This window comes from Ectopseudomonas chengduensis, assembly GCF_900102635.1.
Taxonomy (GTDB): Bacteria; Pseudomonadota; Gammaproteobacteria; order Pseudomonadales; family Pseudomonadaceae; genus Aquipseudomonas; species Aquipseudomonas chengduensis.
This window is the reverse complement of the sequence record NZ_FMZQ01000001.1, coordinates 410,956-437,234: the sequence shown is the minus strand read 5'-3', so window position 1 is coordinate 437,234 and position 26,279 is coordinate 410,956. Positions and strand designations below refer to the sequence as shown.

25 protein-coding genes are annotated in these 26,279 nt (G+C 64.5%); 10 read left to right on the top strand and 15 right to left on the bottom strand.

What is annotated here, in order from left to right; all coding sequences use genetic code 11:
- Positions 1-94: 94 nt before the first annotated feature.
- Positions 95-1,072: a sensor domain-containing diguanylate cyclase gene (locus BLS08_RS01995; protein WP_017676479.1), complete on the bottom strand. Its 978-nt coding sequence runs from the start codon at positions 1,070-1,072 to the stop codon at positions 95-97.
- A gap of 344 nt (positions 1,073-1,416) precedes the next feature.
- Between BLS08_RS01995 and BLS08_RS01990 the strand changes: the two genes are divergently transcribed.
- Positions 1,417-2,397 carry a DctP family TRAP transporter solute-binding subunit gene (locus BLS08_RS01990; protein WP_017676478.1) on the top strand — a complete coding sequence of 327 codons (981 nt, stop codon included), beginning with the start codon at positions 1,417-1,419 and terminating at the stop codon, positions 2,395-2,397.
- 61 nt (positions 2,398-2,458) lie between these two features.
- Here BLS08_RS01990 and BLS08_RS01985 read toward each other — a convergent pair whose 3' ends face one another.
- The 13 genes from BLS08_RS01985 to BLS08_RS01925 form a co-directional block, all read right to left on the bottom strand.
- Positions 2,459-3,241 (bottom strand): type IV pili methyl-accepting chemotaxis transducer N-terminal domain-containing protein, encoded by a 783-nt coding sequence (locus BLS08_RS01985; RefSeq protein ID WP_017676477.1) that lies wholly within the window; start codon positions 3,239-3,241, stop codon positions 2,459-2,461.
- Between the two features lie 369 nt (positions 3,242-3,610).
- Positions 3,611-4,639 (bottom strand): hypothetical protein, encoded by a 1,029-nt coding sequence (locus BLS08_RS01980; protein ID WP_017676476.1) that lies wholly within the window; start codon positions 4,637-4,639, stop codon positions 3,611-3,613.
- Between the two features lie 9 nt (positions 4,640-4,648).
- Positions 4,649-5,563, bottom strand: coding sequence for a flagellar hook-associated protein FlgL (gene flgL, locus BLS08_RS01975; protein ID WP_026088520.1), 915 nt, complete (start codon positions 5,561-5,563; stop codon positions 4,649-4,651).
- A 27-nt stretch (positions 5,564-5,590) separates the two neighbouring features.
- The gene (gene flgK / locus BLS08_RS01970; protein WP_017676474.1) at positions 5,591-6,958 is read right to left on the bottom strand and encodes a flagellar hook-associated protein FlgK; all 1,368 of its coding nucleotides are present in this window, start codon (positions 6,956-6,958) and stop codon (positions 5,591-5,593) included.
- A gap of 3 nt (positions 6,959-6,961) precedes the next feature.
- Entirely contained in the window at positions 6,962-8,086 is a 1,125-nt protein-coding gene (locus BLS08_RS01965) for a lytic transglycosylase domain-containing protein (protein WP_026088519.1), read from the bottom strand.
- Positions 8,087-8,089: 3 nt separating this feature from the next.
- The gene (locus BLS08_RS01960) at positions 8,090-9,184 is read right to left on the bottom strand and encodes a flagellar basal body P-ring protein FlgI (protein WP_017676472.1); all 1,095 of its coding nucleotides are present in this window, start codon (positions 9,182-9,184) and stop codon (positions 8,090-8,092) included.
- A gap of 10 nt (positions 9,185-9,194) precedes the next feature.
- Positions 9,195-9,857: a flagellar basal body L-ring protein FlgH gene (gene flgH, locus BLS08_RS01955; protein WP_017676471.1), complete on the bottom strand. Its 663-nt coding sequence runs from the start codon at positions 9,855-9,857 to the stop codon at positions 9,195-9,197.
- A gap of 5 nt (positions 9,858-9,862) precedes the next feature.
- Positions 9,863-10,648: a flagellar basal-body rod protein FlgG gene (gene flgG, locus BLS08_RS01950; RefSeq protein ID WP_017676470.1), complete on the bottom strand. Its 786-nt coding sequence runs from the start codon at positions 10,646-10,648 to the stop codon at positions 9,863-9,865.
- 161 nt (positions 10,649-10,809) lie between these two features.
- Entirely contained in the window at positions 10,810-11,541 is a 732-nt protein-coding gene (locus tag BLS08_RS01945) for a flagellar basal body rod protein FlgF (protein ID WP_017676469.1), read from the bottom strand.
- 9 nt (positions 11,542-11,550) lie between these two features.
- Positions 11,551-12,738 (bottom strand): flagellar hook protein FlgE, encoded by a 1,188-nt coding sequence (gene flgE / locus BLS08_RS01940; RefSeq protein ID WP_017676468.1) that lies wholly within the window; start codon positions 12,736-12,738, stop codon positions 11,551-11,553.
- Positions 12,739-12,774: 36 nt separating this feature from the next.
- Positions 12,775-13,452, bottom strand: a complete 678-nt coding sequence (flgD, locus tag BLS08_RS01935; RefSeq protein WP_017676467.1) for a flagellar hook assembly protein FlgD — start codon at positions 13,450-13,452, stop codon at positions 12,775-12,777.
- Positions 13,452-13,880: a flagellar basal body rod protein FlgC gene (gene flgC, locus BLS08_RS01930; RefSeq protein ID WP_017676466.1), complete on the bottom strand. Its 429-nt coding sequence runs from the start codon at positions 13,878-13,880 to the stop codon at positions 13,452-13,454. The genes flgD and flgC overlap by 1 nt, the downstream gene beginning before the upstream one ends.
- A gap of 2 nt (positions 13,881-13,882) precedes the next feature.
- Positions 13,883-14,236 carry a flagellar basal body protein gene (locus tag BLS08_RS01925; protein WP_026088518.1) on the bottom strand — a complete coding sequence of 118 codons (354 nt, stop codon included), beginning with the start codon at positions 14,234-14,236 and terminating at the stop codon, positions 13,883-13,885.
- Between the two features lie 81 nt (positions 14,237-14,317).
- On the opposite strand from BLS08_RS01925, the gene flgA reads away from it, so the two are divergent.
- Positions 14,318-15,133: a flagellar basal body P-ring formation chaperone FlgA gene (gene flgA / locus BLS08_RS01920; protein WP_017676464.1), complete on the top strand. Its 816-nt coding sequence runs from the start codon at positions 14,318-14,320 to the stop codon at positions 15,131-15,133.
- 125 nt (positions 15,134-15,258) lie between these two features.
- Here the strand turns inward: flgA and glcC are convergent, their stop codons facing one another.
- Positions 15,259-16,032, bottom strand: a complete 774-nt coding sequence (glcC, locus tag BLS08_RS01915; RefSeq protein ID WP_017676463.1) for a transcriptional regulator GlcC — start codon at positions 16,030-16,032, stop codon at positions 15,259-15,261.
- 239 nt (positions 16,033-16,271) lie between these two features.
- Between glcC and glcD the strand changes: the two genes are divergently transcribed.
- From glcD to lafA, 8 genes are all read left to right on the top strand, one after another.
- Complete coding sequence (gene glcD, locus BLS08_RS01910) at positions 16,272-17,771, top strand: glycolate oxidase subunit GlcD (RefSeq protein WP_017676462.1); 1,500 nt, start codon at positions 16,272-16,274, stop codon at positions 17,769-17,771.
- Positions 17,771-18,826 (top strand): glycolate oxidase subunit GlcE, encoded by a 1,056-nt coding sequence (gene glcE / locus BLS08_RS01905; protein WP_017676461.1) that lies wholly within the window; start codon positions 17,771-17,773, stop codon positions 18,824-18,826. Before glcD ends, glcE begins: the two co-directional genes overlap by 1 nt.
- A gap of 3 nt (positions 18,827-18,829) precedes the next feature.
- Entirely contained in the window at positions 18,830-20,047 is a 1,218-nt protein-coding gene (glcF, locus tag BLS08_RS01900; RefSeq protein WP_017676460.1) for a glycolate oxidase subunit GlcF, read from the top strand.
- A gap of 73 nt (positions 20,048-20,120) precedes the next feature.
- A complete protein-coding gene (locus BLS08_RS01895; RefSeq protein ID WP_017676459.1) occupies positions 20,121-20,519 on the top strand; it encodes a heme-binding protein in 399 nt (132 codons plus the stop codon).
- Positions 20,520-20,639: 120 nt separating this feature from the next.
- Positions 20,640-22,817 (top strand): malate synthase G, encoded by a 2,178-nt coding sequence (locus BLS08_RS01890; RefSeq protein ID WP_017676458.1) that lies wholly within the window; start codon positions 20,640-20,642, stop codon positions 22,815-22,817.
- Between the two features lie 293 nt (positions 22,818-23,110).
- Positions 23,111-24,811, top strand: a complete 1,701-nt coding sequence (locus BLS08_RS01885) for an L-lactate permease (protein ID WP_017676457.1) — start codon at positions 23,111-23,113, stop codon at positions 24,809-24,811.
- 138 nt (positions 24,812-24,949) lie between these two features.
- The gene (locus tag BLS08_RS01880; RefSeq protein ID WP_003242223.1) at positions 24,950-25,117 is read left to right on the top strand and encodes a rubredoxin; all 168 of its coding nucleotides are present in this window, start codon (positions 24,950-24,952) and stop codon (positions 25,115-25,117) included.
- Positions 25,118-25,382: 265 nt separating this feature from the next.
- Entirely contained in the window at positions 25,383-26,261 is an 879-nt protein-coding gene (gene lafA, locus BLS08_RS01875) for a lateral flagellin LafA (RefSeq protein WP_017676456.1), read from the top strand.
- The last annotated feature ends 18 nt before the right edge of the window (positions 26,262-26,279 follow it).

Sequence of the window (26,279 nt, the reverse complement as noted above, 5' to 3'; positions counted from 1 at the left end):
CGAGTTCCGCTGTCGTGGAGGCACATTAGGAGCGTGACCCTCGGGTCATCAATCAAGCAGCTCGCGCTATCGTTACGCTCAGGTTAACGATTGCTCAAGCACGGGCGTCAGCGGGATCATCCAGCGTCGAACGCGCGGGCGTCCTGGCTACCTCCAGCCGATCACGGCCGCGTTGCTTGGCCTGGTAGAGCAGCTTGTCGACGCTGTTGAGGAAGTCCAACGGGCGGTCGTGGGCGCCCGGCACAATGGTGCCGACACCGAGGCTGATGGTGAGCAGGGACGACACCGACGAGCGCTCGTGGGCAATGCGCTGCTGGCGTACCTGCTGGCGGCAGCGCTCGGCGATATGGCGGGCAGCGGCCTCGTCGGTCTCCGGCAGCACCAGCACGAACTCCTCGCCACCGAAGCGTCCGACAAAATCCCGTGGCCGGCTGGCCGCGCGGCTCAGCGCCTGGCCGACACTCTTCAGGCAATCGTCGCCCTGGATATGGCCATAGTGGTCGTTGAACTGCTTGAAGTGATCGATATCCAGCAGGATCAGCGACAGCGGCTGCTGGGTGCGCTGGGCATTGGCCCATTCGCTGGCCAGCACCGTGTCGAACATGCGCCGGTTGGCGACGCCGGTGAGACCGTCCTTGTAGGAGTATTCCTCCAGCTGCTTCTGCAGGGTCAGCAGCTGTTCCTCAGTCTTCTTGCGCTCGCTGATGTCGAACATGAAGCCGATCAGCGAATCCACCTCGCCGTTGTCGTCGCGCACCACGTGCACCACGTCGCGAATCCACACGTAGTCGCCAGCGGCGGTCAGCGCACGGTAGTCAGCCTCATGATCGACGCCGTTCTGCGATTGCGCGACGCAGAATTGCACCACCTTCTCGCGGTCGTCCGGGTGCATGCGTGTCGCCCAGTCTTCGGCGCTGACCCAGCTGGCCTGCGACCAGCCCAGCAGCGTCTCGATCTGCGGGCCGATGTAGGCGAAGGTCATGGTCTTCCAGTCGATCTTCCAAGGGATCGCCCGGGTGGACTCGAGCAGGGTCTTGTAGACGGCGCTATCGTTTTCTACGGCTTCGCTCATGGTGGCCTGGCATGAAGGGAGGAAGACTTGTCCTTATACACCAGCCGGTGGACGCAGGGATGCGCAGATCGGACCACCTGCGGAACTTCCCCGGAATGCGCGCCGGTTCATGAAACCAGCCTTGTGCCGGCAATCCCCATCCGCAAGAATGCCGCCCCCTGCCATTGACTGCACGGTCACGGGCAGCATGCCAACAATAACCGGGCATCGACCCGGTAGTCCCCAACGAGGCTAGGCCGACGTCCTTCGTCAGGTCGAATCTTGCAAGCCATCCCGATCCGTACCCAGGCCCGCCACACTCGGCGCCGGCCTCGGCTCTGCGTTTTCCGTAAAAAGGTGTGTCGATGTTCAAGACCTCTCTGGCGGCGGCTTTCGCCGCTCTGCTGTGTTCCGCGCCGGTACTGGCCGAGCCGATCCTGATCAAGTTTTCCCACGTGGTGGCCGAGGACACTCCCAAGGGCAAAGGCGCCCTGCTGTTCAAGCAATTGGTGGACGAGCGCCTGGCCGGCAAGGTGAAGGTCGAGGTATACCCCAACTCCAGCCTGTTCGGCGATGCCGACGAACTGCAGGCGCTGCGCGACAACAAGGTGCAACTGCTGGCACCGTCGCTGTCGAAATTCGAGCAATACACCACCCAGTTGCAGGTGTTCGACCTGCCGTTTCTGTTCGATGACCTGGAGGCGGTGAAGCGCTTCCAGAAGCGCGAGAAGAGTCGCGAGCTGCTGCGCTCGATGGCCGGCCACAACATCTATGGTCTGGCCTACTGGAACAACGGCATGAAGCAGCTCTCGGCCACCCGTGCGCTGCACACCCCGGCCGATGCCGCCGGCCTGACCTTCCGCATCCAGCCGTCGGCGATTCTCGAACAGCAGTTCGCCCGCGTCGGCGCCAGCAGCCTGCGCCTGCCTTTTGCAGAGACCCAGGCAGCGCTGCAGGCCGGCCGGGTACAGGGAGCGGAGAATCCCTGGTCCAATATCGTCAGCCAGCAACTTGGCGCGCTGCAGCCTTATGTCACTGAAACCGAGCATGGCGTGCTGAGCTACATGCTGGTGAGCAGCTCCAGCTTCTGGATCAGCATTCCCTATCAGGTGCGGGTGCAGTTGGAGGCAATCATCGATGAGGTCACCATGGCGGTGAATCTCGAGGCCGAAGCGCTCAATGCCCGTGATCGCCAGCGTCTGGTCGCCGCCGGCAATCAGGTCGTCAGCCTCAACAGCGAACAACGCGCGGCCTGGCGTGCAGCGATGCAACCGCTGTGGCAGGAATATGAGGGCAAGATCGGCAGCGATGTGCTGCGCGCGGCGCAGACGGTCAACCGGCGCTGACCGCCCTCTGCCAACGACCTGCAACAAGCGCTACAAGGCGCCGTTGCAGGTCGACAGGCACTCAGGCCTCTTTGGCCTGCAGGCCCGCGTACAGGCGGGTCAGTTCGTTGAGATGGCGGAACAACGAATCGGTGCTGATGGTGATGGCAGTACCGACGAAACCCTGACTGGCGTGCAAGTCGATACCCTTGAGGGTGAAGCCCCAGTTCGCCCGAACCCGACGCTGGGTCGCAGCAATTTCCTCGCTCGGTGCACCGCGGGCTTCCAGCTCCTTGAGGATGGTTTCGAAGTCGCTCACGGCCTTGTCCAGCTTGGCGTCCAGATCCGGTGCCTGCACTTGCCAGGACTTGGCCATGTAGAGCATGGCAATGCGCTGGGTCTGCACGCGCGCCCAGCCGGTGCGGTGCACCGATGCGCCCATGGCGCCCAGGTGCTTGCCCATCAGGTCACTGACGGTCTGCGTCTGCTGCAGCAGTTCCTCACTGGTGGCGAGCATCTGGGCGGCCTTGGCCTGCTCCGGCTTGGCTTCCAGCTGCTGACGGTAGGAGGCCCAGGTGCCATCGATCCTGGCCAGCGCGGCCTTGATCTCGGCAGTCGGCGCGTAAGCGGTCAGTGCCTTGTGACTGGCATCGAAACGCTCGATGGTTTCCTGCAGCTGACGCTGGGCGGCATCCACGCGCACATCGGCACCCAGCATGAGGTAGTTCTTGGCCATGCGCTGGGTCAGCGAACGCTGCAGGCCCGTCATGTTCATGGCTTCGGAATCGCTCAACTGCGCCAGGCTGGGCACGCTCACCAGCGCGGTACAGGCGAGCAGGAGGAGAGTCAGGTACTTCTTCAACACGTCGGTACTCCAAAATTCGAGAACAAGGCAATGCACCGGAAGCACAAGCCACCGGAACGGGTTGAACCCTTTGAATGCGGGGTTTTTATTGGAATGCGAGAGGGCAGATATGACGGGCGCCGGGCCCACATCCTGCGGAGAGGGGGCGATGATAGCTGTTAAAACGCCATCATTCTGTGCGACCAGTCAAAAAGCGGATCGATGGTCAAATCAGCTGGCTGGCATCAGGTTCGGATGTCCTTTTCCAGTAAGCCAACAACCCGGCAGCAAACATGCCTGCGCTCGACGGCCGGCCGCGCTCGAATTAAAAAAGCCGTCAGTCGCCAAAAAAAGGGGGAGGGCGACCGACGGCTGAGGAGAGGAAAACCATCAGGACAACAGGCTGACCACGCTGGAACGACTGATATTGGCCTGGGCCACCACGGTCTGAGTCACCGCCGCGTAGCTGCTGGGGCTGCGCCGCATCAGGCTGAACACTTCACCGGCAAAATCCTTGGCCCACTCACGCTCGTTGTGATCGGCATGACGGGCGAGAAAGTCGCGAATTTCTTCCTGACGATGGCTGAGTTGCTCACGCAGCGTGCCAATCCGGTCCAGCGCCGCCACCACTTCGTCCAGTGCTCGGCGCAGCTCGCGGGCACCATCGAGGCGCGCCGCCTCGGGCAGGCGCAACATCTGCTCCTCGTGACTGACCACGACCGCCTGAGCCTGGCTTGCCAGCTTGCCTTCGCCCTGCACGCGCAGTTCGCCCTTGAGCTGCTGCCATTCGCTCTCGCGGGCGCTGAACTTGAGCGCCCCGCCGTGATCGACTTCAGCGCGGATGCCCGCCGGACCCAGGCCGGCGTTGAAACGCCGGAGAATCTGCTGCTCGCTCAAACCCTCGTCGAGCACCACCGCCAGCGGCTCGGCCAGCTTGCGTCCGGCGCTGAACAGCAGAGTTTCCTTGCCGGCCTGCTGCACCGCGGCGATGGAGTCCAACCCCTGCAAACTGAAGCGGCTGCGCACCGGCTCGCTGAGACGCAACTTGAAGCTGGCATCCAGGGTTTCGCCGGAGCGCTGGCTGCGTTCGGCGAGCAGCTTGCGCACCTGCTCCAGCTCACGCTTGATGCCGTCGCGTTCCCCAGCCTGGGCATTGCTCAACTCGCGACTGAGACTGAGCTTGAGCTGGCCGAGGCGCCCGGCCAGTTCGCCGAGGTAACTGTCGGCCGCCTGCATCGAGGTCAACTGCTGGTTGAGCTGCAGGTTGAAGGTGGCACTCTTGCCACGCGGCGGTGGCACCGGCTCAGCGGGCAGCTGCTTGCGCTGGCGCTGCAGGGACTGCTCGCCCTGCACCGGACGGCGCGCCTGCGGATCGAGCGCGGTGACGACCGGGAGCTGTGTATCGACCTTGATCACCAATGTCACTCCTTACAGCAGGCTGAACAGCGACATCTCATTGATCTTCAGGTAGGTCTTTTGCGTCGCGCCAAGAGCCAGCTGGTAGTTGTTCAGAGCAATGGTGGCGCCAGCATAGTCCAGCTGCGATAGCTCGCCTTCGATCTTCTGGTTGACCAGCGACACATCCTCGTTGCTGTCATTGAGCAGGCTCAGGGCATTCTGCCGGCCGCCCAGTTCAGTGACCGAGCCGAGAACGCGGCCATGCGCATCATCCAGGGCGCCGAGGGTGTCGGTGATCTGTTGGCGTACGGCCGGATCGGTGGCGTCCAGCGCCGGGTCCTGCAGGGTGTTGATCAGGGCACGCAGCTCGTTGAGCATGCCCACGCCTGCGCCGAAGACGCTGGCCGCGGTGACGTTCTCATCGACCAGCACGCCGTTGGCCACGGCAGCCTGACGGTGCTTGTCGTTGCCGGTCAGGCTGTAGGTCTGGGTCGCGGCATCGAAACTCAGCGCCGGGGTGTCACTCAGGGTGCCGGAGAACAGGTAGCGGCCCTCTTCGTCGCGCACGTTGGCGAAGCTGACGATGGTGTCTTCGATGATCGACAGCTCACCGGCCATAGCGGCCAGGTCTTCGCTGGTGTTGGAGCCGTTGGCCGCCCACAGCAGCAGATCGCGCACGTTGAGCATGGCATCGGAAGTGGACTTGAGGTTGGCTTCCTGGGTCGACAGGCTGCCGGAGACGTTGGCGATGTTCTTGCGAAACTGCTCCAGGCTCGCCTCTTCACGCTGCACGCGCAGCACCCGCACGCTGGCAATGGGGTCGTCCGACGGCAGCAGGATGCGCTTGCCGGTGGCCATCTGCTGCATCAGCTTGCCCAACTCGGCAGAACTGGTGTTCATCGAGTTGTGCATCAGCGAAGTGATCTGCGAGTTGGTGATGCGCATCATGGCTGAATCTCTCTGGAAAGCGCGTCAGAACGCGGCAAGCATGTCGTCGAACAACTGGTTGGCGGTGCTGATCACCTTCATGTTGGCCTGGTAGGCCTGCTGGTAGGTCATCAGATTGACCGCCTCCTCGTCCAGGCTCACGGCGCTGACGCTGTCGCGCTGCGATTGCGCCTGCTGGGTCACGGCGGTGGCGGACTTGAAGTCGGCCTGGTTCTGCCGACTGTCGCTGGCCACCTGGCCAAGCAAGCCGGCATAGGCGTCATTGAGGGTGACCTGGCTGCCACCCAGGGTGATGGTCTGGTTCTTCAGGCCGAGCAGGTCCAGCAGCACCTCGTTGTTGCCGGTCTCCCCCGCCGCCGAGGAGAACGCCAGCTGTTCAGCGGTCAGCGGCTCGATACGCAGCAGTGCGGTGGTACTGGTGGGGTCGTAGACGAACAGCGGCTGGCCGGGGTTGCCATCGAGGTCGAAGCCGGTAGCCAGCACGTCGTTGACCATCTGCGCCAGCTGACTGGCCATGTCGTGCAGGGCCTCCAGGTTTGGTCGCAGGCTGTTGTACTCGACATCGTAAAGGCCGCCGAACGCGCCGCCGAAACCATCCTGACGCAAGGGGAAGCTGGTGCCGGCGAAGGCCAGGCTGACTTCCTGCTCACCCGTGGCGGTCATCGCCACCTTGAGCTGGCCGGCGGTGGGGCCGGCCACCAGCGGCTGACCGTTGGCCAGGGCGACGCTGACCGAACCGTCCGGGGTCTCGTTGACGCGCAGCTTGGCGAACTGGCTGAGCTCGCCGATCAGGCTTTCACGGTGATCGCGCAGTGCGGTGCTGTCACCCTTGACCGACTCGGTCTCGACGATCTTCTTGTTCAGCAGCGCAATGTTCTCGGTCAGGCCGTTGATCTCGGTGGCCATGGCGGTGCGCTGCTCCTGCAGTGCCTTGACCTGCGCGTCGATGTTGCTGCTCAGGCCATTGAAGCGCTGCGCCAGGTTACCGGCCTCGCTGATGATCTGCTGACGCAGGGCGATGGAGCCCGGTGTGGCGCTGGCTTCACTGAGCGCCGCGAAGAACTGGTCGAGGCCGGCACTGATGCTTGAACCGGTACCGGACATCAGCGCTTCCAGCGCGGTCAGGTACTGCTGCGAGGCGCCGTAGAAGTTCTGCTCGGTGGTCGCGCGCCATAGCTGCTGGTTGTGGAATTCGTTGGTCATGCGGCGGATGCTGATCACCTCGACCCCGCCGCCGACGCTCAGGCCGCCCTGCCCGGCCAGCGACCCGGTGATGGTCTGCAGACGGCTGAAACCGGGCGTATTGACGTTGGCGATGTTCTGCCCGGTAGTGGCCAGGGCCACCTGGCTGGCACGCACACCGCTGTAGGCGATCTGGTTGAGGATGCTCACGGCTTAGGACTCCTGACGCTCGAAGCGCATCGGCTGAGCGAAGGCCGCCAGACGCGGCGCTCGGGCGTCGTCGGCAGCGAATTGGGCTGTTACTGAAGACAGGGCGACGGAATCCTCGGCGGACTTAAATTCATCGCGCGCCAATACCTGCTTGCCGGCGACGGCACCGAGCAGCAGACCACTGTCGGCACTCAGGGCACTGGCCAGCTGCTGGCGGGTCTGCGCGCTGAGCGAGGTCTGTTGCTGCACGTCGTCCTTGACCGGTATTTCACGGCTGGCCAGGTCGCCGAGAATCTTGCGCGTGTAGTCGCGGGTTTCCTGGAAGGGGATGCGCTCGATCCAGGCACCGGTGGCGATCTCGCCACTGCGCGGGTCGCCATTGACCTTGAGCCACTCGTCGACGCGGCCGGGGCCTGCGTTGTAGGCGGCCAGCGCCAGCGCCTGATGACCGTCGTAACGCTGCAGCATCTTGTCCAGGTAGGCACTGCCCAGACGCTTGTTGTAGTCGGCGTCGCTGGTCAGGCGGGCTTCGTTGAATGGCAGGCCGAGCTCGGCTGCCATCTCCCGCGCGGTGTCCGGCATCAGCTGCATCAGGCCGCGCGCGCCCTTGGGCGATACGGCGTCGACACGACCGGCCGACTCCTGCTGGATGACCCGATCGACCAGAGCGAGAAAGCCCGCCGAGCTCTTGTCCCAGACCTTGCCCAGGCCGTCGACGCCACGCTGCCAGGTCGCGCGCAGCGGCTCCAGCAGACTGCTGGAGGAACGCTGCGGCAGCTCCGCCGAACGGGCAGCGGCTGCGGCCGCTTGCAGATCCACTGCGCTATCGCCACCGCCGGACAGTTGCTTGACCAGCATGTCGGCGATGCCGGTCTGCTTGCGCCCGGCCAGGGTTTCAGCCAGCACCTCGTCGTAGAAGTCGCGCATGGTGTCCATCTCGCGGCTGCGCATCGGATTGCCTTCGGCGAGCACGTCGCTGGCCTTGCGCATCTGCTTGAGGATCTGCTGCAGGAACAGCGCCTCGAACTGCTCGGCGGCGGCCTGCAACTGCTGCTCGCGGGCGGTGCCGATGCCGTCGGCGCTGCCGCGATGGCTGTTCATGTGTTGGGCGAGGGAAACGATGCTCATGGCTCAGATCACGATCAGTTCAGCGTTGAGGGCACCGGCCTGTTCCAGCGCCTGGAGGATGCTCATGACATCGTCCGGGGTGGCGCCGAGGCTGTTCACGGTGTTGATGATGCTGTCCAGGCTGGCGCCATCGGGCCACTTGAACATGGCGTTCTTGTCTTGGCTGACGGCGACGTCGGAGCGCGGCACCACGGCGGTCTGGCCACCGGAGAAGGCATTGGGCTGGCTGACCTGGGGGTTCTCGCTGATGGTCACGGTCAGCGTACCGTGAGCCACCGCCGCGGCCTTGACGCGCACGCCCTGGCCAACCACCACGGTACCGGTACGGCTGTTGAACACCACACGCGGCCGTTCGCGGCCCTCTTCCACCTCCAGCCCTTCGAGCATGGCCATGAAGCCGATGCGCTGGGTGCTGGTGATTGGCGCGCGAATGGAAATCTTGGTCGAGTTCAGGGCACTGGCGGTGCCGCTGCCGAAGCGGCCATTGACCGCCTCGACCACCTTGGCAGCAGTCTGGAAACTGGGCTGGCGCAGGTTGAGCATGACCTCGTCACGCGTACTGAAATCGCTGGGGATCATCCGTTCGACGGTGGCGCCGTTGGGCACGCGACCGCTGTTGGCAGAGTTGATCGCCACGCTGGAGCCGCTCTGCCCGGTGGCATTGAGGCCACCAACGACGACAGCGCCCTGGGCCAGGGCATAGGTCTCGCCATCGACCCCCTGCAGCGGGGTCAGCAGCAGTTGGCCGCCGCGCAGGCTCTTGGCATCGCCCAGCGAAGCGACGGTGATGTCCACGGTCTGCCCCGGGCTGTAGGACGGCGGAATTTCCGCGGTCACGGTCACCGCCGCGACGTTCTTCAGCTTGGGGTCGACGTTCGGCGGCAGGTTGATGCCGAACTGCTTGATCATGTTCGCCACCGACTGGCTGGTGAAGCGCACCTGGTTCTTGTCACCGGTACCATCCAGGCCGACCACCAGGCCATAGCCGATCAACTGGTTGCCGCGAATGCCTTCGATATCCACCAGATCCATCAGCGGCACGGCCTTGGTCGACAGCGGCCAGGTCAGGAGCAGGGCGACGAGTGAGCGTTTGATCATGATCCGGGCCTCAGAGCGGGAACAGCGGGCTGGTGAAGAAGCGCGTCAGCCAACCGGCCGAGTTGCTGTCACTGAGCACGCCGCGACCGGCGTAGGAGATGCGCGCGTTAGCCACGTTCTGCGAGGACACCTGGTTGGCGCGGTTGATGTCGTCCATGCGCACCAGGCCGACCAGACGGATGTATTCATCGCCCTGGTTCAAGCGCAGCGCCTTCTCGCCCTTGATCAGCAGCGTGCCGTTGGGCAGCACCTGATGCACGGTCACGGCGATGGAGCCGCGCAGGGTGTTTTGCTGCGAACTGCGCGCCGAGCCATTGAAATCACGCTCGGCTTCGGCGGAGCTTTCCAGGCGGTCGTAGGTCTTGCCCAGCACCGTGGGAATACCGACGGATACGCCCGAACTCTTGCCAAAGCTGGTACCGGCGCTCTTGCTCGACTGGGTGGACTCGTCGAGCACCACGGTGAGGATGTCGCCGACCCGCACCGCACGCTTGTCGCCGATCAACGAGCCGCTGTAGCCACTGCGAAACAGCCCGCCACCGGTGCTCGGCGGCACGCTGTAGTCCAGTTGCAAGGGTTCGTAATGGCTCGAGTCTTCGTCGGGCAGCATCTCGTTGAAGCTGGCGCAACCACCCAGGGTCAGCAGCAGAGCGAGCGGGATCAGGCGCTTCATGGCAATCACACGGTCTGGTTGAGGAACTGCTGCATGCCCGACGCAGCGTCGAGCACCTTGGCGTTGGCCTCGTAGGCGCGCTGGATGGAGATCATCGCCACCATGGCCTCGACCACCTGCACGTTGGAGCCTTCCAGCACACCCTGCTTGATATTGCCCAGGCCTTCTTCACCCGGCACGCCTTCGACCGGCTCGCCGCTGGCCACGGTCTCGCGGTAGAGGTTGCCGCCGAGGGCTTCGAGACCGCCCGGGTTGGTGAAGTTGACCAGGGTGATCTGCCCCAGCTCCGAGGGCAGGCTGTCGCCGGCCAGCACGGCGGTGACGATGCCATCGCTGCCCACGGTGAAGCGGCTGCTGCCGGCCGGCACTTCGATGGCCGGTGTCAACGGCAAGCCCTGGGAGTTGACGATCATGCCTTCGGCATTGAGCTGCAGCTGGCCGTTCTCGGTGTAGTAGATGTCGCCATTGGGCGCCTCTACCTGGAAGAAGCCGGCGCCGACAATGGCCAGGTCCATCGGCTGGCCGGTGGTCTGGATGCTGCCTTCGGTGAACACCTTCTGCGTACCGGCCACGCGTACGCCGCTGCCGAGCTGAATGCCCGACGGCACGGTATTGACCTCATCGGCCTGCGCACCTGGTTGCAACTCGATGGCGTAGAACAGGTCCTCGAACACCACACGGTCGCTCTTGAAGCCGTTGGTGTTGACGTTGGCCAGGTTATTGGCCACGGCGCTCATGGCCTTGTCCTGGGCGGCCAGGCCGGTCTTGCTGACCCAAAGTGCGGAACTCATGTGCTGTCTCCTTTGTACTGGTAGCCCGGATGCAATCCGGGGAAATCGTTCCCGGATTGCATCCGGGCTACTCGTCGTGTTCGGTCACCCGTAGGGTGGGCTTCAGCCCACCTGGTTCATTCGGCAATGGTGGGCTGAAGCCCACCCTACAATCGGAATGCTCAACTGCCGCGAATCATCCGGTTGCCGGCTTCGGACAGGTCCTCGGCGGCCTTCATCATCTTTACCTGGGTCTCGAACAGGCGGTTCAGGCTCATGGTCGCCACCAGTTGATCGATGGCGCCGACGTTGCTCGCCTCCAGGTAACCAGAGACCAGTACCGGCGCTTCCATGTCTTCGGCCGGTTGGCCGTCGGTGCGTGCCAGCAGACCGCTGGCATCCTTGCTCAGGTCGGCGGCATCGACATCCACCACGCGGATGCGATCGACCTCGGCGGTGACGAAATCGCCACGCGGGATCACCGATACGGTGCCGTCGCGCCCGATGTGCAGGCTGTCGTACTCGGGCAGCACGATGGGGCCGCCCTCGCCCAGCACGGCGCGGCCGTTCAGGGTCAGGCGCAACTCGGCATCGACCTGCAGCGCGCCGTTGCGCGTGTAGCGCTCGGCGCCTCCATCACCTTCGACGGTGAACAGGCCGCGGCCCTGGATCGCCACGTCGAGATCACGGCCGGTGGCCATCAGCGCGCCGGGTGCCAGGTTGACGCCGTTGTTCTTCACCCGCGCCAGGTGGCGGCTGTCGTAGCCATAACCTTCCACGGTGACGGCTTGGGCTTGCTCCAGGTCGGCACGAAAGCCGGGGGTGTTGACGTTGGCCAGGTTGTTGGCACGCACCGTGAGCGAGCTCATGGTGCGGCTGGCGGCGGTCATTGCGGTGTAACCGAGACGGTCCATGGGTCAGCCTCAGATCGCGCCGAACAGCACTTGGGTGAGTTCCTTGTTGGTGGTCAGCACCTTGGTGTTGGCCTGGTAGTTGCGCTGACCCTCCATCAGGCCGACCAGTTGCTGGGTCAGGTCGACGTTGGAGTTCTCCAGCGAACCGGCCACCAGCGCGCCGAACGGGCCGACACCGGGCACGCCGATCAGCGCGGCGCCGGAATCGGCGGTCTCCACCCAGGCAGTACCGCTGATGTTCTTCAGGCCGCCGGCATTGGCGAAGGTGGCCAGCGCCACCTGGCCCTGCAGCATGCGCTGGCCGTTGCTGTAGTTGGCGTAGACCATGCCGTCCTTCTCCACCGACAGGCCGGTCTGCTCGCCCGCCGCATAGCCGCTGGCGCGGTTGGTGGTGACGACGAAGTCGGAGCCGTACTGGCTGGAGTTGCTGTAGTCGATGGCGATCGCCATCGGGTCGACGCCCGGCAGGGCGAAGCCGACGTTGACCGGGCCGACCGGCGCGGTGAGCGTACCGTTGGTGCCGAAGGTCAGTGCCTGCGGGCCGCCGACGGCGGTGTTGCCCTGGTAGTAATAGGTGTCCCAGGTGTTGTCGCCAGTCTTCACGAAGTACTGGGTAAGGGTGTGTTCCTTGCCCTGGGAGTCGAATACCTTGGTGGTGTAGGTGGAGTTGTAGGTGTTCACGTCCGCCGGATCGAACGGTGCGGTGGCCGGCACGGTCTGGTTGGAGTCCAGGTTCATGACGAAGGCCAGGGTGTCGGTGGCGCGAGCCGGCAGGTTGGCGTTCTGCAGTTGCAGGTCGCCCATGGCGCCGACCAGCAGGTTGCCGGCGGCGTCCACCGGATAACCCTGCAGGGTCTGCCCGGCGGCGTTGACGATGTTGTTGTTCTTGTCGGCGCCGAACACGCCGGCGCGGGTGTAGCTCAGGTCGCCGTTGGTATCACGGGTGACGAAGAAACCACCGCCGGAGATGGCCAGATCCAGGCTGCGTCCGGTGGTGACCAGAGAGCCGCCCTGGCTGATGCTCTGGGTGGTGGCCAGTACTTCCACGCCCATCGCCTGGCTGTCGGCGTAGATGCTGCCGAACTCGGTACGCGAGGACTTGAAGCCGGTGGTGCCGGCGTTGGCGATGTTGTGGCTGATGGTGTTGAGCTGTTCGTTGACGGCGCTGAGGCCGGTCATGGCGATGTTGAAACTCATGGCGACTGGACCTTTGAATTGAACGAGTAGGAGGGTTCAGAGCAGACCGGCGGTCTGCGTCTGGCCGAATTCGGTGATGTTGTAGAAGGGCACGGAGCCGACGCCGATGACTTCCAGTACCGGCCCCTCGGCGCTGACGCGCACCTGGGTGACGCGACCCGCCACTTCGACCTTGGGGTACTCGCCGCTGTCGCTCTTGACCTCGACCTTGTAGCTGCCCGGCGCCAGGCCCAGCGCCTTGGGGTCCAGCTCGAAGGGCACGCGCCCCGGCGCCTGGGAACCGAGGTCGATTTCCTTCTTCACCCCATTGCTGTCGGTGACCACCAGGGCCAGCTTGCCGGCGGCATGCTCCAGGTTGATCTCGCCCTTGACCTTGTCCGCGCCCAGCTCCAGCTGCTCGGTCGCCACCTTCACTTCCTGGCCGACCAGGCCAGCGGCGGTGAGGGTCTGCAGGTTGTCCAGCAGCACCAGGTTGCTCTTGCTCAGCGAGGCCATGTTTTCCAGGCTCTTGACCTGGCTCATGGCGGCGAACTGGTTGAGGAACTCGGTACTGTCCACCGGTTTGGTCGGATCCTGGTTCTGGATCTGCGCGACCATCAGGGTGAGGAAGTTGTTTTCCAGCTGGGTCGCGTCACTGACGTTGACCGACTGCTTCACCGCCTCGTCGATGCTGTAAGCGGGATTGTTCTGGCTATTGTTGCTGACCGTGGTCATCAGGATTCTCCGAGCTTGAGCAGGCCCTGCTGCATGCTTTTCAGGCGATTGAGCACTTCGACGCTGGTCTCGAAGCTGCGGGTGGCCGACATCATGTCGGTCATCTCTTCGATCTGATCGATGTCGGCGTAGAACACGTAGCCCTGGTCATCGGCCAGGGGATTGTCCGGCTCGTAGCGGCGCACCGGTTCGCGACCGGCGGTGACCACATCGAGCACCTGCACATGGGCGCCGCCCATGCCCACGCTGCGGGTCAGCTGGTCGTTGTTGTAGACGGCAGCGAACACCGGCTTGCGTGCCTGGTACACGTCCTCGGCGTTGGCCGCAGCCGAGTCGGCGTTGGCCAGGTTGCTGGCCACGGTGTTGAGGCGCACGGTCTGTGCATTCATCGACGAGCCGGCGATGCGGTAGATGGAGTCGAAAGCCATGATCAGCGCCCCTCGATGGCCTGTTTCAGGCCCCTGAATTTCATGCTGAGAAAGGTCAGGCTGGTCTGGAAGTCCATGCTGTTCTTGGAGAACGCGGCCTGCTCCACACTCAACTCGACGCTGTTGCCGTCCTGCGACGGTTGGGTCGGTACGCGGTACTTGAGATCCGCGCTGCTGGCCGCGAAGGCCTGCTGCGGATCGACTCGCTGCATCTCGCCAGCGAAATCGATGTCACGGGCGAGAAAGCCTGGCGTGTCTTCGTTGGCCAGGTTGGCAGCGAGGATTTCGCTGCGCTGCATGCGCAGTTCGAGCGCTCGCGAATGCAGGCCCACCACGTCATCAATCCGTATACTCATTTACCGGTACCCTTAACCCAAGGTTGTGCCCAGGTGCCTTCAGCACAAAGCGTGCCCAACCCAGAAGAGAGCCGTATCACATTGATTTTCAAGGTATTCACAAGATCGAAAGACAGCTTCCGCGTCGCCGTCCTTCCGCATCGAAGCGCGGCCTGGGGGAAAAGCGGAAAGGTTTTTTCCGCCTACGCGTCGACGCTTTTCCTCCTTGCTCTGCTGCCGCTGAGCGCTGCGCACGGCGAGACCGATGCCGCCAGCCAGATCGATCAGGCCGTGACCGCCCATATGCAGCAGATGCTGGCCGAGGAAGCCAAGCGCCAGGCCTGGCAAGGGCAGCGCCACAGCCTCAATATCACCCTGCTCAATAGCGCCGAACGCCTGCCGACCTGCACCCAGGCACTGGGCGTGACGGTCGCCAGCGATGATCCCTCGCCCCTGTCACGTCAACGCCTGGAGCTAAGCTGCGCAGATGCGCCCGGCTGGAGCGTCACGGCCCTGGTACAGGCCAGTGTGTTCCTGCCGGCCGTGCATGCCGCACGCGTGATCGAGCGCGGCCAGACCATCGCCGCCGAACAGTTGCAACTGCAGGAAGTGAACGTCGGCAGGGCCTCTCGCGGCTTCTATAACAACCTCGACGAAGTGGTCGGCCAGGGCGCCAAGCGCCGCGTGCGCGCCGGCCAGTTGATCGCGCCGAACCTGCTCACCGCGCCCCTGCTGATCCGCCGCGGCCAGCAGGTGACCATCATCGCCAGCCAGGACGGCATCTCCGCGTCGGCCACCGGCGAGGCGTTGGCCAACGGCCGCGAGGGCGAGGTGATTCGCGTGCGCAACCTCGGCAGCCAGAAGGTGATCGAGGCGCAGGTAGTGGAAGAAGGGGTGGTGACCAGCACCTTCAGGTAGGGTGTCATGCCACGTGGGAGGCGCTTCAGCGGCGAGCGGGTCTAGCGGGTCGCGGCTAAAGCCCCTCCCACAAATATGTAGGGCGGGTGAAACCCGCCACCGTCATCAGGCGGGTTTCACCCGCCCTACGCCCAGCCCTCCAAGCGCATGGTGGCTCGCACCAGGCGCTGCTCTTCCTGCTCGATCTCCTGCAGGTTGTCGCGAATGCTGTGGATATGGTCGCGCGCGGCGCGCTGCGCCTGTTCCGGCAGGCGTTCGATGACCGCGTGATACAGCCGTGAATGCTGACGGTCGATCTGCCGTTTCTGCGCCGGGCGGTGGTAGAGGTTGTTCACCGAGGCGAATACGGTGCTGAGCATCAGATCGGTCAGCGACTGCAGGGTGTGCACCAGCACCGGGTTGTGCGAGGCCTCGCAGATGGCCAGGTGAAAGGCATGGTCGAGGCGCGCATGTTCACGCGGGTCGACCGGATTTTCCTGTGCATGAGCCGCCAACATCTCTTCGTAGCGCCGGGTGAGCAGGACGAAATCCGCCTCGGTGCCACGCAGCGCCGCCAGGCGCGCCGACTCGCCCTCGAGCAGGCCGCGCACCTCCAGCAGGTCATACAGGGTGCGCGGCTGCGAGTTGAACAGATGCATCAGCGGGCTGGCGTCGCGCTCGCCACTAAGCTTGGCCACCCGTGAATCGCGACCCTGGGCGGTGTCGATGATGCCGCGCCCGCGCAGTACCTTGAGCCCTTCACGCAGCGCCGAACGGGAGATGCCCAGCTTTTCGCACAGGCGCCGCTCCGAAGGCAACGGCTGGCCCACCTTGAGTACGCCATCGACGATCAGTCGCTCGATACGCTCGGCCACCACGTCACTCACCTGGCGTCGTGCGACGCCCTGCTGCCCGTCCATTCGCCACCTCCGCAGAACTGGTCGTACCAATTTTTAAAGACCACCTTAGATCTTCTGGACGCCAGCATGCAAGCCACGCCGAATAAGACCTTAGACCTATCCCGAGCGAAAGCCTGACGAAAGAAACTGGTCCTACCAGCACCAAAGAGAATGGACGTAAAAATGCAGGCGGCCTAAACATGCAGGCCAAGGTCGCGGCATGACCGCCAATAACAACAACGTCCACGATTGAGCCTGCCATGAGCATTCTGTATGACGAGCGTGTCGACGGCGCGCTACCCACGGTCGACAAGGCCGCCCTGCTGGCGGAGTTGCGCCAGTGCCTGCCCGACCTCGACATCCTGCACACCCAGGAAGACCTCAAGCCTTATGAGTGCGATGGCCTGTCCGCCTACCGCACCACCCCGATGCTGGTAGTGCTGCCCGAGCGCATCGAGCAGGTGCAGCAGTTGCTCAAGCTCTGCCACGCCCGTGGCGTGCCGGTGGTGGCGCGCGGCGCCGGTACCGGTCTGTCCGGCGGCGCACTGCCGCTGGAGAAGGGCATCCTGCTGGTGATGGCGCGCTTCAACCAGATTCTCGAGATCAACCGCGAAGGTCGCTTCGCCCGGGTACAGCCCGGCGTGCGCAACCTGGCGATCTCCCAGGCCGCGGCACCCTTCGACCTGTATTACGCCCCTGATCCGTCCTCGCAGATCGCCTGCTCCATCGGTGGCAACGTCGCCGAAAATGCCGGTGGCGTGCACTGCCTGAAGTACGGCCTGACCGTGCACAACCTGCTCAAGGTCGACATCCTCACCGTCGAAGGCGAATTCATGACCCTCGGCAGCGACGCCTTGGACGCCCCCGGCTTCGATCTGCTGGCGCTGTTCACCGGCTCCGAAGGCATGCTCGGCATCGTCACCGAGGTGACGGTCAAGCTGCTGCCCAAGCCGCAGGTAGCCAAGGTGCTGTTGGCGGCCTTCGACTCGGTGGAAAAGGCTGGCCGCGCGGTGGGTGACATCATCGCTGCCGGTATCATCCCCGGCGGCCTGGAAATGATGGACAACCTGGCCATTCGCGCCGCCGAAGACTTTATCCACGCCGGCTACCCGGTGGAGGCCGAAGCCATCCTGCTCTGCGAGCTGGACGGCGTGGAAGCCGACGTGGCCGACGACTGCGAGCGCGTGCGCGGCGTACTGGAAAAGGCCGGCGCTACCGAAGTGCGCCTGGCCCGCGACGAGGCCGAACGGGTGAAATTCTGGGCCGGGCGCAAGAACGCCTTCCCCGCAGTCGGGCGCATCTCGCCGGACTACTACTGCATGGACGGTACCATCCCACGGCGCGAGCTGCCGGGCGTGCTGCGCGGCATCGCCGAGCTGTCCGAGGAGTACGGCCTGCGCGTGGCCAACGTGTTCCACGCCGGCGACGGCAACATGCACCCCTTGATCCTCTTCGATGCCAACGTGCCTGGCGAGCTGGAGCGCGCCGAGGCCATCGGCGGCAAGATCCTAGAACTCTGCGTCAAGGTCGGCGGCAGCATCACCGGCGAGCACGGCGTGGGTCGCGAGAAGATCAACCAGATGTGCGCGCAGTTCAACAGCGACGAAATCACCCTGTTCCACGCGGTGAAGGCGGCGTTCGACCCCAGCGGCCTGCTCAACCCGGGCAAGAACATTCCCACCCTGCACCGCTGCGCCGAGTTCGGCGCCATGCACGTGCACCACGGCCAACTGCCCTTCCCGGAACTGGAGCGTTTTTGATGTCGCATGATTTCGACGCCAGCGCCGCGCTGCTGGAACAGGTCAACCACGCACTGAACAGTGCCACACCGCTGCGCATCCAGGGCAGCGGCAGCAAGGCCCATCTGGGCCGTGCCACCACGGGCGAAGTGCTGGATACCCGCCTGCATCGCGGCATCGTCAGCTATGACCCCACCGAGCTGGTGCTCACCGCCCGCGCCGGCACCCCGCTGGCCGAGATCGAGGCGGCGCTGGAGGCCAACAACCAGATGCTGCCGTGCGAACCGCCGCACCTGGGTGATGGCGCCACCCTCGGCGGCATGGTTGCCGCCGGGCTGTCCGGCCCGCGCCGGCCCTGGGCCGGTTCGGTGCGCGATCAGGTGCTCGGCACCCGTGTGATCACCGGCCAGGGCAAGCTGCTGCGCTTCGGCGGCGAGGTGATGAAGAACGTCGCCGGCTACGACCTGTCGCGACTGATGGCCGGCAGCTTCGGCTGCCTCGGCCTGCTCGCCGAAGTGTCGCTCAAGGTGCTGCCCAAACCGCGCCAGGTACTCAGTCTGCGCCTGGAAGTGGACGCTCTGCACGCCCTGAACAAGCTCGCCGAATGGGGCCAGCAGCCGCTGCCGATCAGCGCCGCCAGCCACGACGGTGCGGCGCTGCACCTGCGCCTGGAGGGTGGCCAAGGCTCGGTTCAGGCCGCGCGCCAACGCCTCGGTGGCGAAGAGATCGACAACGGCTACTGGCATGAACTGCGCGAACAGCGCCTGCCGTTCTTCAGTGCCAGCGGCACGCTCTGGCGTCTGTCGCTGCCAGCCAACAGTGGTCTGCTCGACCTGCCCGGCCGCCAGTTGATCGACTGGGGCGGCGCGCAGCGCTGGCTGAAAACCGACGCCGATGGCGAACTGATCCAGCGCGTAACGGCCAAGCTCGGCGGCCATGCCACCTGCTTCGCCGCCGGCCAGGCACAACCTTTCCAGCCGCTGGCTGCAACGCTGCTGCGCTACCAGCGCCAGCTGAAGAACCAGCTCGACCCCCAGGGTATTTTCAACCCTGGCCGCCTATACGCCGAGGTATAAGACGTGCAGACCAATTTGAGTGAACAGGCCAAACGCCTGCCGCGCGCCGAGGAAGCCGAACGCATCCTGCGCTCCTGCGTGCATTGCGGCTTCTGCAACGCCACCTGCCCGACCTATCAGTTGCTCGGCGACGAGCTGGACGGCCCGCGCGGGCGCATCTATCTGATCAAGCAGATGCTCGAAGGCAACGAAGTCACGGCCAAGACCCAACAGCACCTGGATCGCTGCCTGACCTGCCGCAACTGTGAAACCACCTGCCCCTCCGGCGTGCAGTACCACAATCTGCTGGATATCGGCCGCGAAGTGGTCGAGCAGGCGGTGCCGCGGCCACTGAACGAACGCCTGCTGCGTCAGGGCCTGCGTACCGTGGTGCCACGGCCGGCGCTGTTCAAGACGCTGACCCAGACTGGCCTGGCCCTGCGCCCGCTGCTGCCGGCCGCGCTCAAGGCCAAACTGCCGCGCGAGATTCGCCCGGCCAAGCCACGTCCGACGCAGCAGCACACGCGCCGCGTGTTGATGCTCGAAGGCTGCGTGCAGCCGGGGCTGTCGCCCAACACCAACGCCGCCACCGCGCGCGTGCTCAATCGCCTGGGCATCAGCGTCACACCAATCCGCGAGGCCGGCTGCTGCGGCGCCGTGGACTATCACCTCAATGCTCAGGAAGCCGGCCTGCAACGCGCCCGACAGAACATCGACGCCTGGTGGCCGGCCATCGAGGCCGGCGCCGAAGCCATCGTGCAGACCGCCAGCGGCTGCGGCGCCTTCGTCAAGGACTATGGCCACCTGCTCGCCAGCGACCCGGCCTACGCGGCCAAGGCGGCGCGGGTCAGCGCCCTGGCCAAGGACCTGGTCGAAGTGCTGCAAAGCGAGGCACTGGAGCAGTTGCAGGTACGCGCCGAGCAGCGCCTGGCCTTCCATTGCCCCTGCACCCTGCAGCATGCACAGAAGCTCGGCGGCGCTGTTGAAGGCGTGCTGACGCGCCTCGGTTTCGGCCTCACTGCCGTGCCGGATAGCCATCTGTGCTGCGGCTCGGCCGGCACCTATTCGCTGACCCAGCCGGCGCTGTCACGCCAGCTGCGCGACAACAAGCTCAATGCCCTGGAAAGCGGCAAACCGGACGCCATCGTCACCGCCAACATCGGCTGCCAGACCCACCTGGACGGCGCCGGGCGTACGCCGGTAAGGCACTGGATCGAAATAGTCGAAGAGGCCATGGCGTGAAAGCCTGAACCCTCTCCCCCGGCCCCTCTCCCATAAATGGGCGAGGGGAGAAAAGCCAAGAATGAGGTATGCCATGCAACACAAAGCCGTACTCAGCCAGAACGAAGTTGCCCAGATCCTCCAGGCAGCCCGCAGCGAAGCGCAGCAACAGGGCTGGGCTGTGGCCATCGCCGTGGTCGACGACGGCGGTCACCCGCTGGCCCTGGAACGCCTCGACGGCTGTGCGCCCATCGGCGCCTATATCGCCACCGAGAAAGCGCGCAGCGCCGCCATCGGTCGCCGCGAAACCAAGGGTTACGAGGACATGGTCAATGGCGGGCGCAACGCCTTCCTCAGCGCGCCGCTGATTACCTCGCTTGAGGGTGGCGTGCCGGTGCTGGTGGATGGCCAGGTGGTGGGTGCCGTGGGCGTGTCCGGGGTCAAGGCCGAGCAGGATGCGCAGGTGGCCAAGGCGGGTATTGCGGCGCTGTAAGCGCTGACGCACGCGCCCAGCGGCGAAATGGATCTGAAGAGCTTCGCCCCGGGGCGGGACTCCTACAACACATTGATTGACCCGCACCACCATGGGCGGATGCAGACAGGAGAACAGAAAATGACCGAACGCGTGCAATGTCAGCGCCTGCAGGTAGCCGCCGAGCTCAAGCAATTCATCGAAAGCGAAGTGCTGCCCGGCAGCGGGATCGAGGCGGCAGCCTTCTGGAGTGGTTTTGACGCGCTGGTGCATGACCTGGCACCGCGCAACCGTGCCCTGCTGGCCGAGCGAGACCGTCTGCAGACCGAACTGGATGCCTGGCATCGCGCCAACCCCGGCCCGATCCGCGACATGAACGCTTACCGCGCCTTCCTCGGCGCCATCGGCTATCTGCTGCCGCAGCCGGAGAAGGTCAAGGCGACCACCGCCAACGTCGACAGCGAAATCGCCACCCAGGCCGGCCCGCAACTGGTGGTGCCGGTAATGAATGCACGTTACGCGCTCAACGCTGCCAACGCCCGTTGGGGCTCGCTGTACGACGCCCTGTACGGCACCGACGCGATCAGCGAAGAGGGTGGTGCGAGCAAGGGCCCGGGCTACAACGAAGTACGCGGCGCCAAGGTGATCGCCTTCGCCCGCGCCTTCCTCGACCAGGCCGCACCGCTGGCCAAGGGCTCGCACGCTGACGCCAGTGCCTATGCCGTGGTCGCCGGCCAGTTGCAGGTGACCCTGAGCAGCGGCGCGCAGACCTCCCTGGCGCAGCCGGAGAAGTTCGTCGGTTTCCAGGGCGAGGCCGCCACGCCGAGCGCCGTGCTGCTGAAAAACAACGGCCTGCACTTCGAGATTCAGATCGACGCGGGCAGCCCCATCGGCCGCACTGATGCCGCCGGTGTGAAGGACGTGCTGATGGAAGCGGCGCTGTCGACCATCATGGACTGCGAGGACTCGGTGGCCGCCGTCGACGCCGCCGACAAGGTAGTGATCTATCGCAATTGGCTGGGCCTGATGAAAGGCGACCTGGCCGAGGAGCTGGACAAGGGTGGCAAGCGCATCACCCGCCGCCTCAACCCCGATCGCACCTACACCGCTGCAGATGGCAGCGAACTGAGCCTGCACGGTCGCTCGCTGCTGTTCGTGCGCAACGTCGGCCACCTGATGAGCAACCCGGCCATCATCGATGGCGAAGGTCATGAGATTCCCGAGGGCATCCTCGATGCGGTGATCACCAGCCTGATCGCCCTGCACGACCTGCAGCGTCGCGGTAACTCGCGCACCGGCAGCGTCTATATCGTCAAACCAAAGATGCACGGCCCGTTCGAAGTGGCCTTCGCCAACGAGCTGTTCGGTCGCGTTGAACAGCTGCTGGGCATGCCGGCCAACACCCTGAAGATGGGCATCATGGACGAGGAGCGGCGCACCAGCGTCAACCTCAAAGCCTGCATCGAGGCCGCCAGCGCGCGGGTGGCCTTCATCAATACCGGTTTTCTCGACCGCACCGGCGACGAGATGCACACCGCCATGGAAGCCGGCGCCATGCTGCGCAAGGGCGATATGAAATCCAGCGCCTGGATCCAGGCCTACGAGCGCAACAACGTGCTGGTCGGCCTGGCCTGCGGGCTACGCGGCAAGGCGCAGATCGGCAAAGGCATGTGGGCCATGCCGGACCTGATGGCGGCCATGCTCGAACAGAAGATCGGCCACCCGAAAGCCGGCGCCAACACCGCCTGGGTGCCGTCGCCGACCGCCGCCGTGCTGCACGCCCTGCACTACCACAAGATCGACGTGCAGGCGGTGCAGAGCGAGCTGGAGCTGATCGACCTGGCCAGTCAGCGCGACAGCCTGCTGAATGACCTGCTCAGCGTACCGGTCAGTGCCGAACGCCCCTGGAGCGCCAGCGATATTCAGCAGGAACTGGACAACAACTGCCAGGGCATCCTCGGTTACGTGGTGCGCTGGGTCGAGCAAGGCGTCGGCTGCTCCAAGGTGCCGGACATCCACAACGTCGGCCTGATGGAAGACCGCGCCACCCTGCGCATCTCCGCCCAGCACATCGCCAACTGGCTGCACCACGGCGTGGTCAGCGAGGCCCAGGTACGTGAGACGCTGCAGCGCATGGCGCAGGTGGTCGACGGACAGAATGCCGGCGATGCGGCCTACCGCCCGATGGCACCGAACTTCGAGCAATCCCACGCCTTCCGCGCCGCCAGCGACCTGGTATTCAAGGGCCGCGAGCAACCGTCCGGTTACACCGAGCCGCTGCTGCATGCCTGGCGTTTGCGCTTTAAAGAGGAGGTCTGAACATCTCACCGATCATGTAGGAGCGGCGCCCCGCCGCGAAGCTGGAGAAAAGCTTCGCCCCGGGGCGGGGCTCCTACACAAGGGGGTTAACAACCGTGGATGGCTATTGATGCCTTCACGGAGCAGTAGCAAGCCCTGACGGTTTCTGACCGTCGGGGCTTTCGAGCATGAGCGCGGCGGCTGCCGTCGCAGCTCACGGAAAGGTCGGTGCCGTGGTGCCCGGCCCTTCCAGATGCGTGGCGCCGGGTGTCCCCGGAAAACTGTGGTTCACAAGAAAAAGAAGGAACCAACCCATGAGTCAAACGCTGCTGTCCATCCTGGCCTTCGTGCCACTGGTGCTAGCGGGTGTACTGCTGATCGGCTTTCGCTGGCCGGCCAAGTACGCGATGCCGCTGGTGTTCGTCCTCACCGCCCTGATCGGCCTGCTGGCCTGGGACATGTCCCTCAACCGGGTCATCGCCTCCAGCCTGCAGGGGCTGATTCTCACGGCCTCGATCCTGTGGATCATCTTCGGCGCGATCCTGCTGCTGAACACCCTCAAGCACTCCGGAGGTATCTCGGCGATCCGCCGGGGCTTCTCCAATATCAGTCCGGATCGCCGCGTACAGGCGCTGATCGTCGCCTGGTTGTTCGGTTGTTTCATCGAGGGCGCCTCCGGTTTCGGCACCCCGGCTGCCGTGGCCGCACCGCTGCTGGTAGCCCTGGGCTTCCCGGCACTGGCCGCGGTGGTACTGGGGATGATGGTGCAGTCCACACCTGTCTCCTTCGGTGCGGTGGGTACGCCGATTCTGGTGGGTGTCGGCGCCGGTCTGGATAGAACCGGCATCACCGAACAACTGGTGGCCACCGGCAGCACCTGGGAAACCTTCTTCCACCTGATCTACTCGCGGGTGGCCATCACCCACGGCCTGATCGGCCTGCTGATGCCGCTGATCATGGTGATGATCATGACGCGCTTCTTCGGCAAGAATCAGAGCTGGAAGGAAGGCCTGGCCATCGCGCCGTTCGCCATCTTCACCGCCTTCGCCTTCTCCCTGCCGTACATGGCCGCCGGCGTGTTCCTCGGCCCGGAATTCCCCTCGATGATCGGCGCCCTGGTTGGCCTGGCCATCGTGGTGCCGGCCGCCAAGGCCGGCTTCCTGCTGCCAAAGGAAACCTGGGACTTTGCCGATCCCAAGGACTGGCCGTCCGACTGGATGGGCAAGATCGAGATGAAGCTGGATGAGGTGGCCGGCAAGGCGCCAATCTCGGTGCCCATGGCCTGGGCGCCCTACCTGCTGCTGGCGGTGTTCCTGGTCATCTCGCGTATCTTCCCCGAGGTGAAAGCGGCGCTGATGAGCCTGAGCTTCGGCTGGAAGGACATCCTCGGTGAGACCGGCGTATCCGGCACCATCGAGCCGCTGTATCTGCCAGGGGGCATCCTGTGCATGGTGGTGCTGGTGACCTTCTTCCTGCACCGCATGCGTTTCTCCGAGCTCAAGGCGGCAGTGGGCGAGTCGAGCAAGACCCTGCTCGGCGCCGGCTTCGTGTTGATCTTCACCATTCCCATGGTGCGTATCCTGATCAACTCGGGGGTCAACGGCAGCGATCTGATGTCGATGCCGGTGGCGATGGCGCAACTGGTGGCCGACAGCGTCGGCGGCGTGTATCCGTTCTTCGCCCCGGCGGTCGGCGCCCTGGGCGCCTTTATCGCCGGCTCCAACACCGTATCCAACCTGATGCTGTCGCAGTTCCAGCTCAATGCTGCCGAGCTGATCGGGGTATCCGGAGCGATGATGGTGGCCGTGCAGTCGGTCGGTGCCGCGGCGGGCAACATGATCGCCATCCACAACGTGGTAGCGGCATCGGCGACCGTTGGTCTGCTCGGGCGTGAAGGCATCACCCTGCGCAAGACCATCCTGCCGACGCTCTACTACCTCGCTGCAGCCGGCTTGATCGCGCTGGTGGCGATGTACGGCATGGCACTGACCGATCCGCTGATGACCAGTCGCTGACTCTGACGGGTCGTGCACTGTGCGACCCGACTTTGGTTGGTCCCTGGCTGGTGGCGAATGCCACCGGCCGGCTTGGCGCGTCAGTACAATTGCGGTAGCTTGCGTCGCGCAACACCGTGAGATTGGCCTGAGGTTTTTATGAAAAAGTGGCAATGCGTGGTCTGTGGACTGATTTACGACGAGAGCCAGGGCTGGCCGGATGACGGCATCGCTCCCGGCACCCGCTGGGAAGACGTGCCGGAAGACTGGCTATGCCCTGACTGCGGCGTCGGCAAGATGGATTTCGAGATGATCGAAATCGGCTGATCACGCCTGGTTTTCAAAAAACGGCGACCCTCGGGTCGCCGTTTTTATTACATCAATCGCGCCTACTGAATAATCACCAGCCTTGCATCCGGGCTACGAAGCCGAACCAACATCACAGCAGCACCCTGCCAAGCCCGCGCCAGAGCCTTCGCCGCGATTGCTGGAGAAAAATCTTCAGCGCCATTTAATCAGCGCCAGAAGCCGGTCGCCCTTCACTTACAGCAGGCAATCACAGCCAGCTTCACTCAACTGAAGGAATATCATCATGGCTCTGTCGATTCATACCAACTACTCCTCGCTGATCACCCAGACCAACCTGGGCAAGACCAACAACGCCCTGGGCACCAACCAGCAGCGTCTGGGCACTGGCTTCCGCATCAACTCCGCTGCCGACGACGCCGCCGGTCTGCAGATCGCTACCCGTCTGAACGCCCAGTCCCGCGGTATGGACGTGGCCATGCGCAACACCAGCGACGCCGTATCGCTGCTGCAGACCGCCGAAGGCGCCTTCAGCGAAATGACCGATATCGTTCAGCGCATGAAAGACCTCGCCACCCAGTCCTCCAACGGCACCAACGCCCAGGCCGACCGTGACGCCCTGCAAGCCGAATACGACGAGCTGGGTAAAGAGCTGGCCAATATCATGACCAACACCAGCTACGCTGGCGACGCCCTGTTCGGTCTTGACGGTGCTACCGGCAAGTTCGGTGCCGCCGCCGTGACGTTCCAGATCGGTGCCACCACTGCCGAAACCCTGGAGCTGGACGCTACTACCCAGTCCGCTGCCCTGGGTACTGCCCTGGACGGCCTGTCCAGCAACTACACCACCCCAGGCACTGCCGGTACTGAAATCGCCGACGCCGCTGGCGCCAACGCCATGATTGATACCATCAACACCGCTCTGGACGACATTGGTGCCATGCGCGCCGCCTTCGGTGCCAACATCAACCGCCTGAACCACACCGCCAACAACCTGGCCAACATGAAGGACAACACCGACATGGCCAAGGGTCGCATCATGGACGCCGACTTCGCCAAGGAAAGCGCCAACATGAGCAAGAACTCCATGCTGATGCAGTCGGGCATCTCCATGCTCAAACAAGCCGGCCAGATGCCGGGCATGGTCATGTCCCTGCTGGGCTGATCCCGCGTCATCCAGGCG

Excerpts from the sequence above, each read along its gene's own strand:
- BLS08_RS01995 (WP_017676479.1), bottom strand. The coding sequence starts at position 1,072 with ATGAGCGAAGCCGTAGAAAACGATAGCGCCGTCTACAAGACCCTGCTC.
- BLS08_RS01990 (WP_017676478.1), top strand. The coding sequence starts at position 1,417 with ATGTTCAAGACCTCTCTGGCGGCGGCTTTCGCCGCTCTGCTGTGTTCC.
- flgL (WP_026088520.1), bottom strand. The coding sequence starts at position 5,563 with ATGCGCATCACCAACTCGCAGATCACTTCGCTGATGCACAACTCGATG.
- BLS08_RS01965 (WP_026088519.1), bottom strand. The coding sequence starts at position 8,086 with ATGAGCATCGTTTCCCTCGCCCAACACATGAACAGCCATCGCGGCAGC.
- BLS08_RS01960 (WP_017676472.1), bottom strand. The coding sequence starts at position 9,184 with ATGATCAAACGCTCACTCGTCGCCCTGCTCCTGACCTGGCCGCTGTCG.
- flgH (WP_017676471.1), bottom strand. The coding sequence starts at position 9,857 with ATGAAGCGCCTGATCCCGCTCGCTCTGCTGCTGACCCTGGGTGGTTGC.
- flgG (WP_017676470.1), bottom strand. The coding sequence starts at position 10,648 with ATGAGTTCCGCACTTTGGGTCAGCAAGACCGGCCTGGCCGCCCAGGAC.
- BLS08_RS01945 (WP_017676469.1), bottom strand. The coding sequence starts at position 11,541 with ATGGACCGTCTCGGTTACACCGCAATGACCGCCGCCAGCCGCACCATG.
- flgE (WP_017676468.1), bottom strand. The coding sequence starts at position 12,738 with ATGAGTTTCAACATCGCCATGACCGGCCTCAGCGCCGTCAACGAACAG.
- flgD (WP_017676467.1), bottom strand. The coding sequence starts at position 13,452 with ATGACCACGGTCAGCAACAATAGCCAGAACAATCCCGCTTACAGCATC.
- flgC (WP_017676466.1), bottom strand. The coding sequence starts at position 13,880 with ATGGCTTTCGACTCCATCTACCGCATCGCCGGCTCGTCGATGAATGCA.
- BLS08_RS01925 (WP_026088518.1), bottom strand. The coding sequence starts at position 14,236 with ATGAGTATACGGATTGATGACGTGGTGGGCCTGCATTCGCGAGCGCTC.
- glcC (WP_017676463.1), bottom strand. The coding sequence starts at position 16,032 with ATGGACGGGCAGCAGGGCGTCGCACGACGCCAGGTGAGTGACGTGGTG.
- glcD (WP_017676462.1), top strand. The coding sequence starts at position 16,272 with ATGAGCATTCTGTATGACGAGCGTGTCGACGGCGCGCTACCCACGGTC.
- glcE (WP_017676461.1), top strand. The coding sequence starts at position 17,771 with ATGTCGCATGATTTCGACGCCAGCGCCGCGCTGCTGGAACAGGTCAAC.
- BLS08_RS01895 (WP_017676459.1), top strand. The coding sequence starts at position 20,121 with ATGCAACACAAAGCCGTACTCAGCCAGAACGAAGTTGCCCAGATCCTC.
- BLS08_RS01890 (WP_017676458.1), top strand. The coding sequence starts at position 20,640 with ATGACCGAACGCGTGCAATGTCAGCGCCTGCAGGTAGCCGCCGAGCTC.
- BLS08_RS01885 (WP_017676457.1), top strand. The coding sequence starts at position 23,111 with ATGAGTCAAACGCTGCTGTCCATCCTGGCCTTCGTGCCACTGGTGCTA.
- BLS08_RS01880 (WP_003242223.1), top strand. The coding sequence starts at position 24,950 with ATGAAAAAGTGGCAATGCGTGGTCTGTGGACTGATTTACGACGAGAGC.
- lafA (WP_017676456.1), top strand. The coding sequence starts at position 25,383 with ATGGCTCTGTCGATTCATACCAACTACTCCTCGCTGATCACCCAGACC.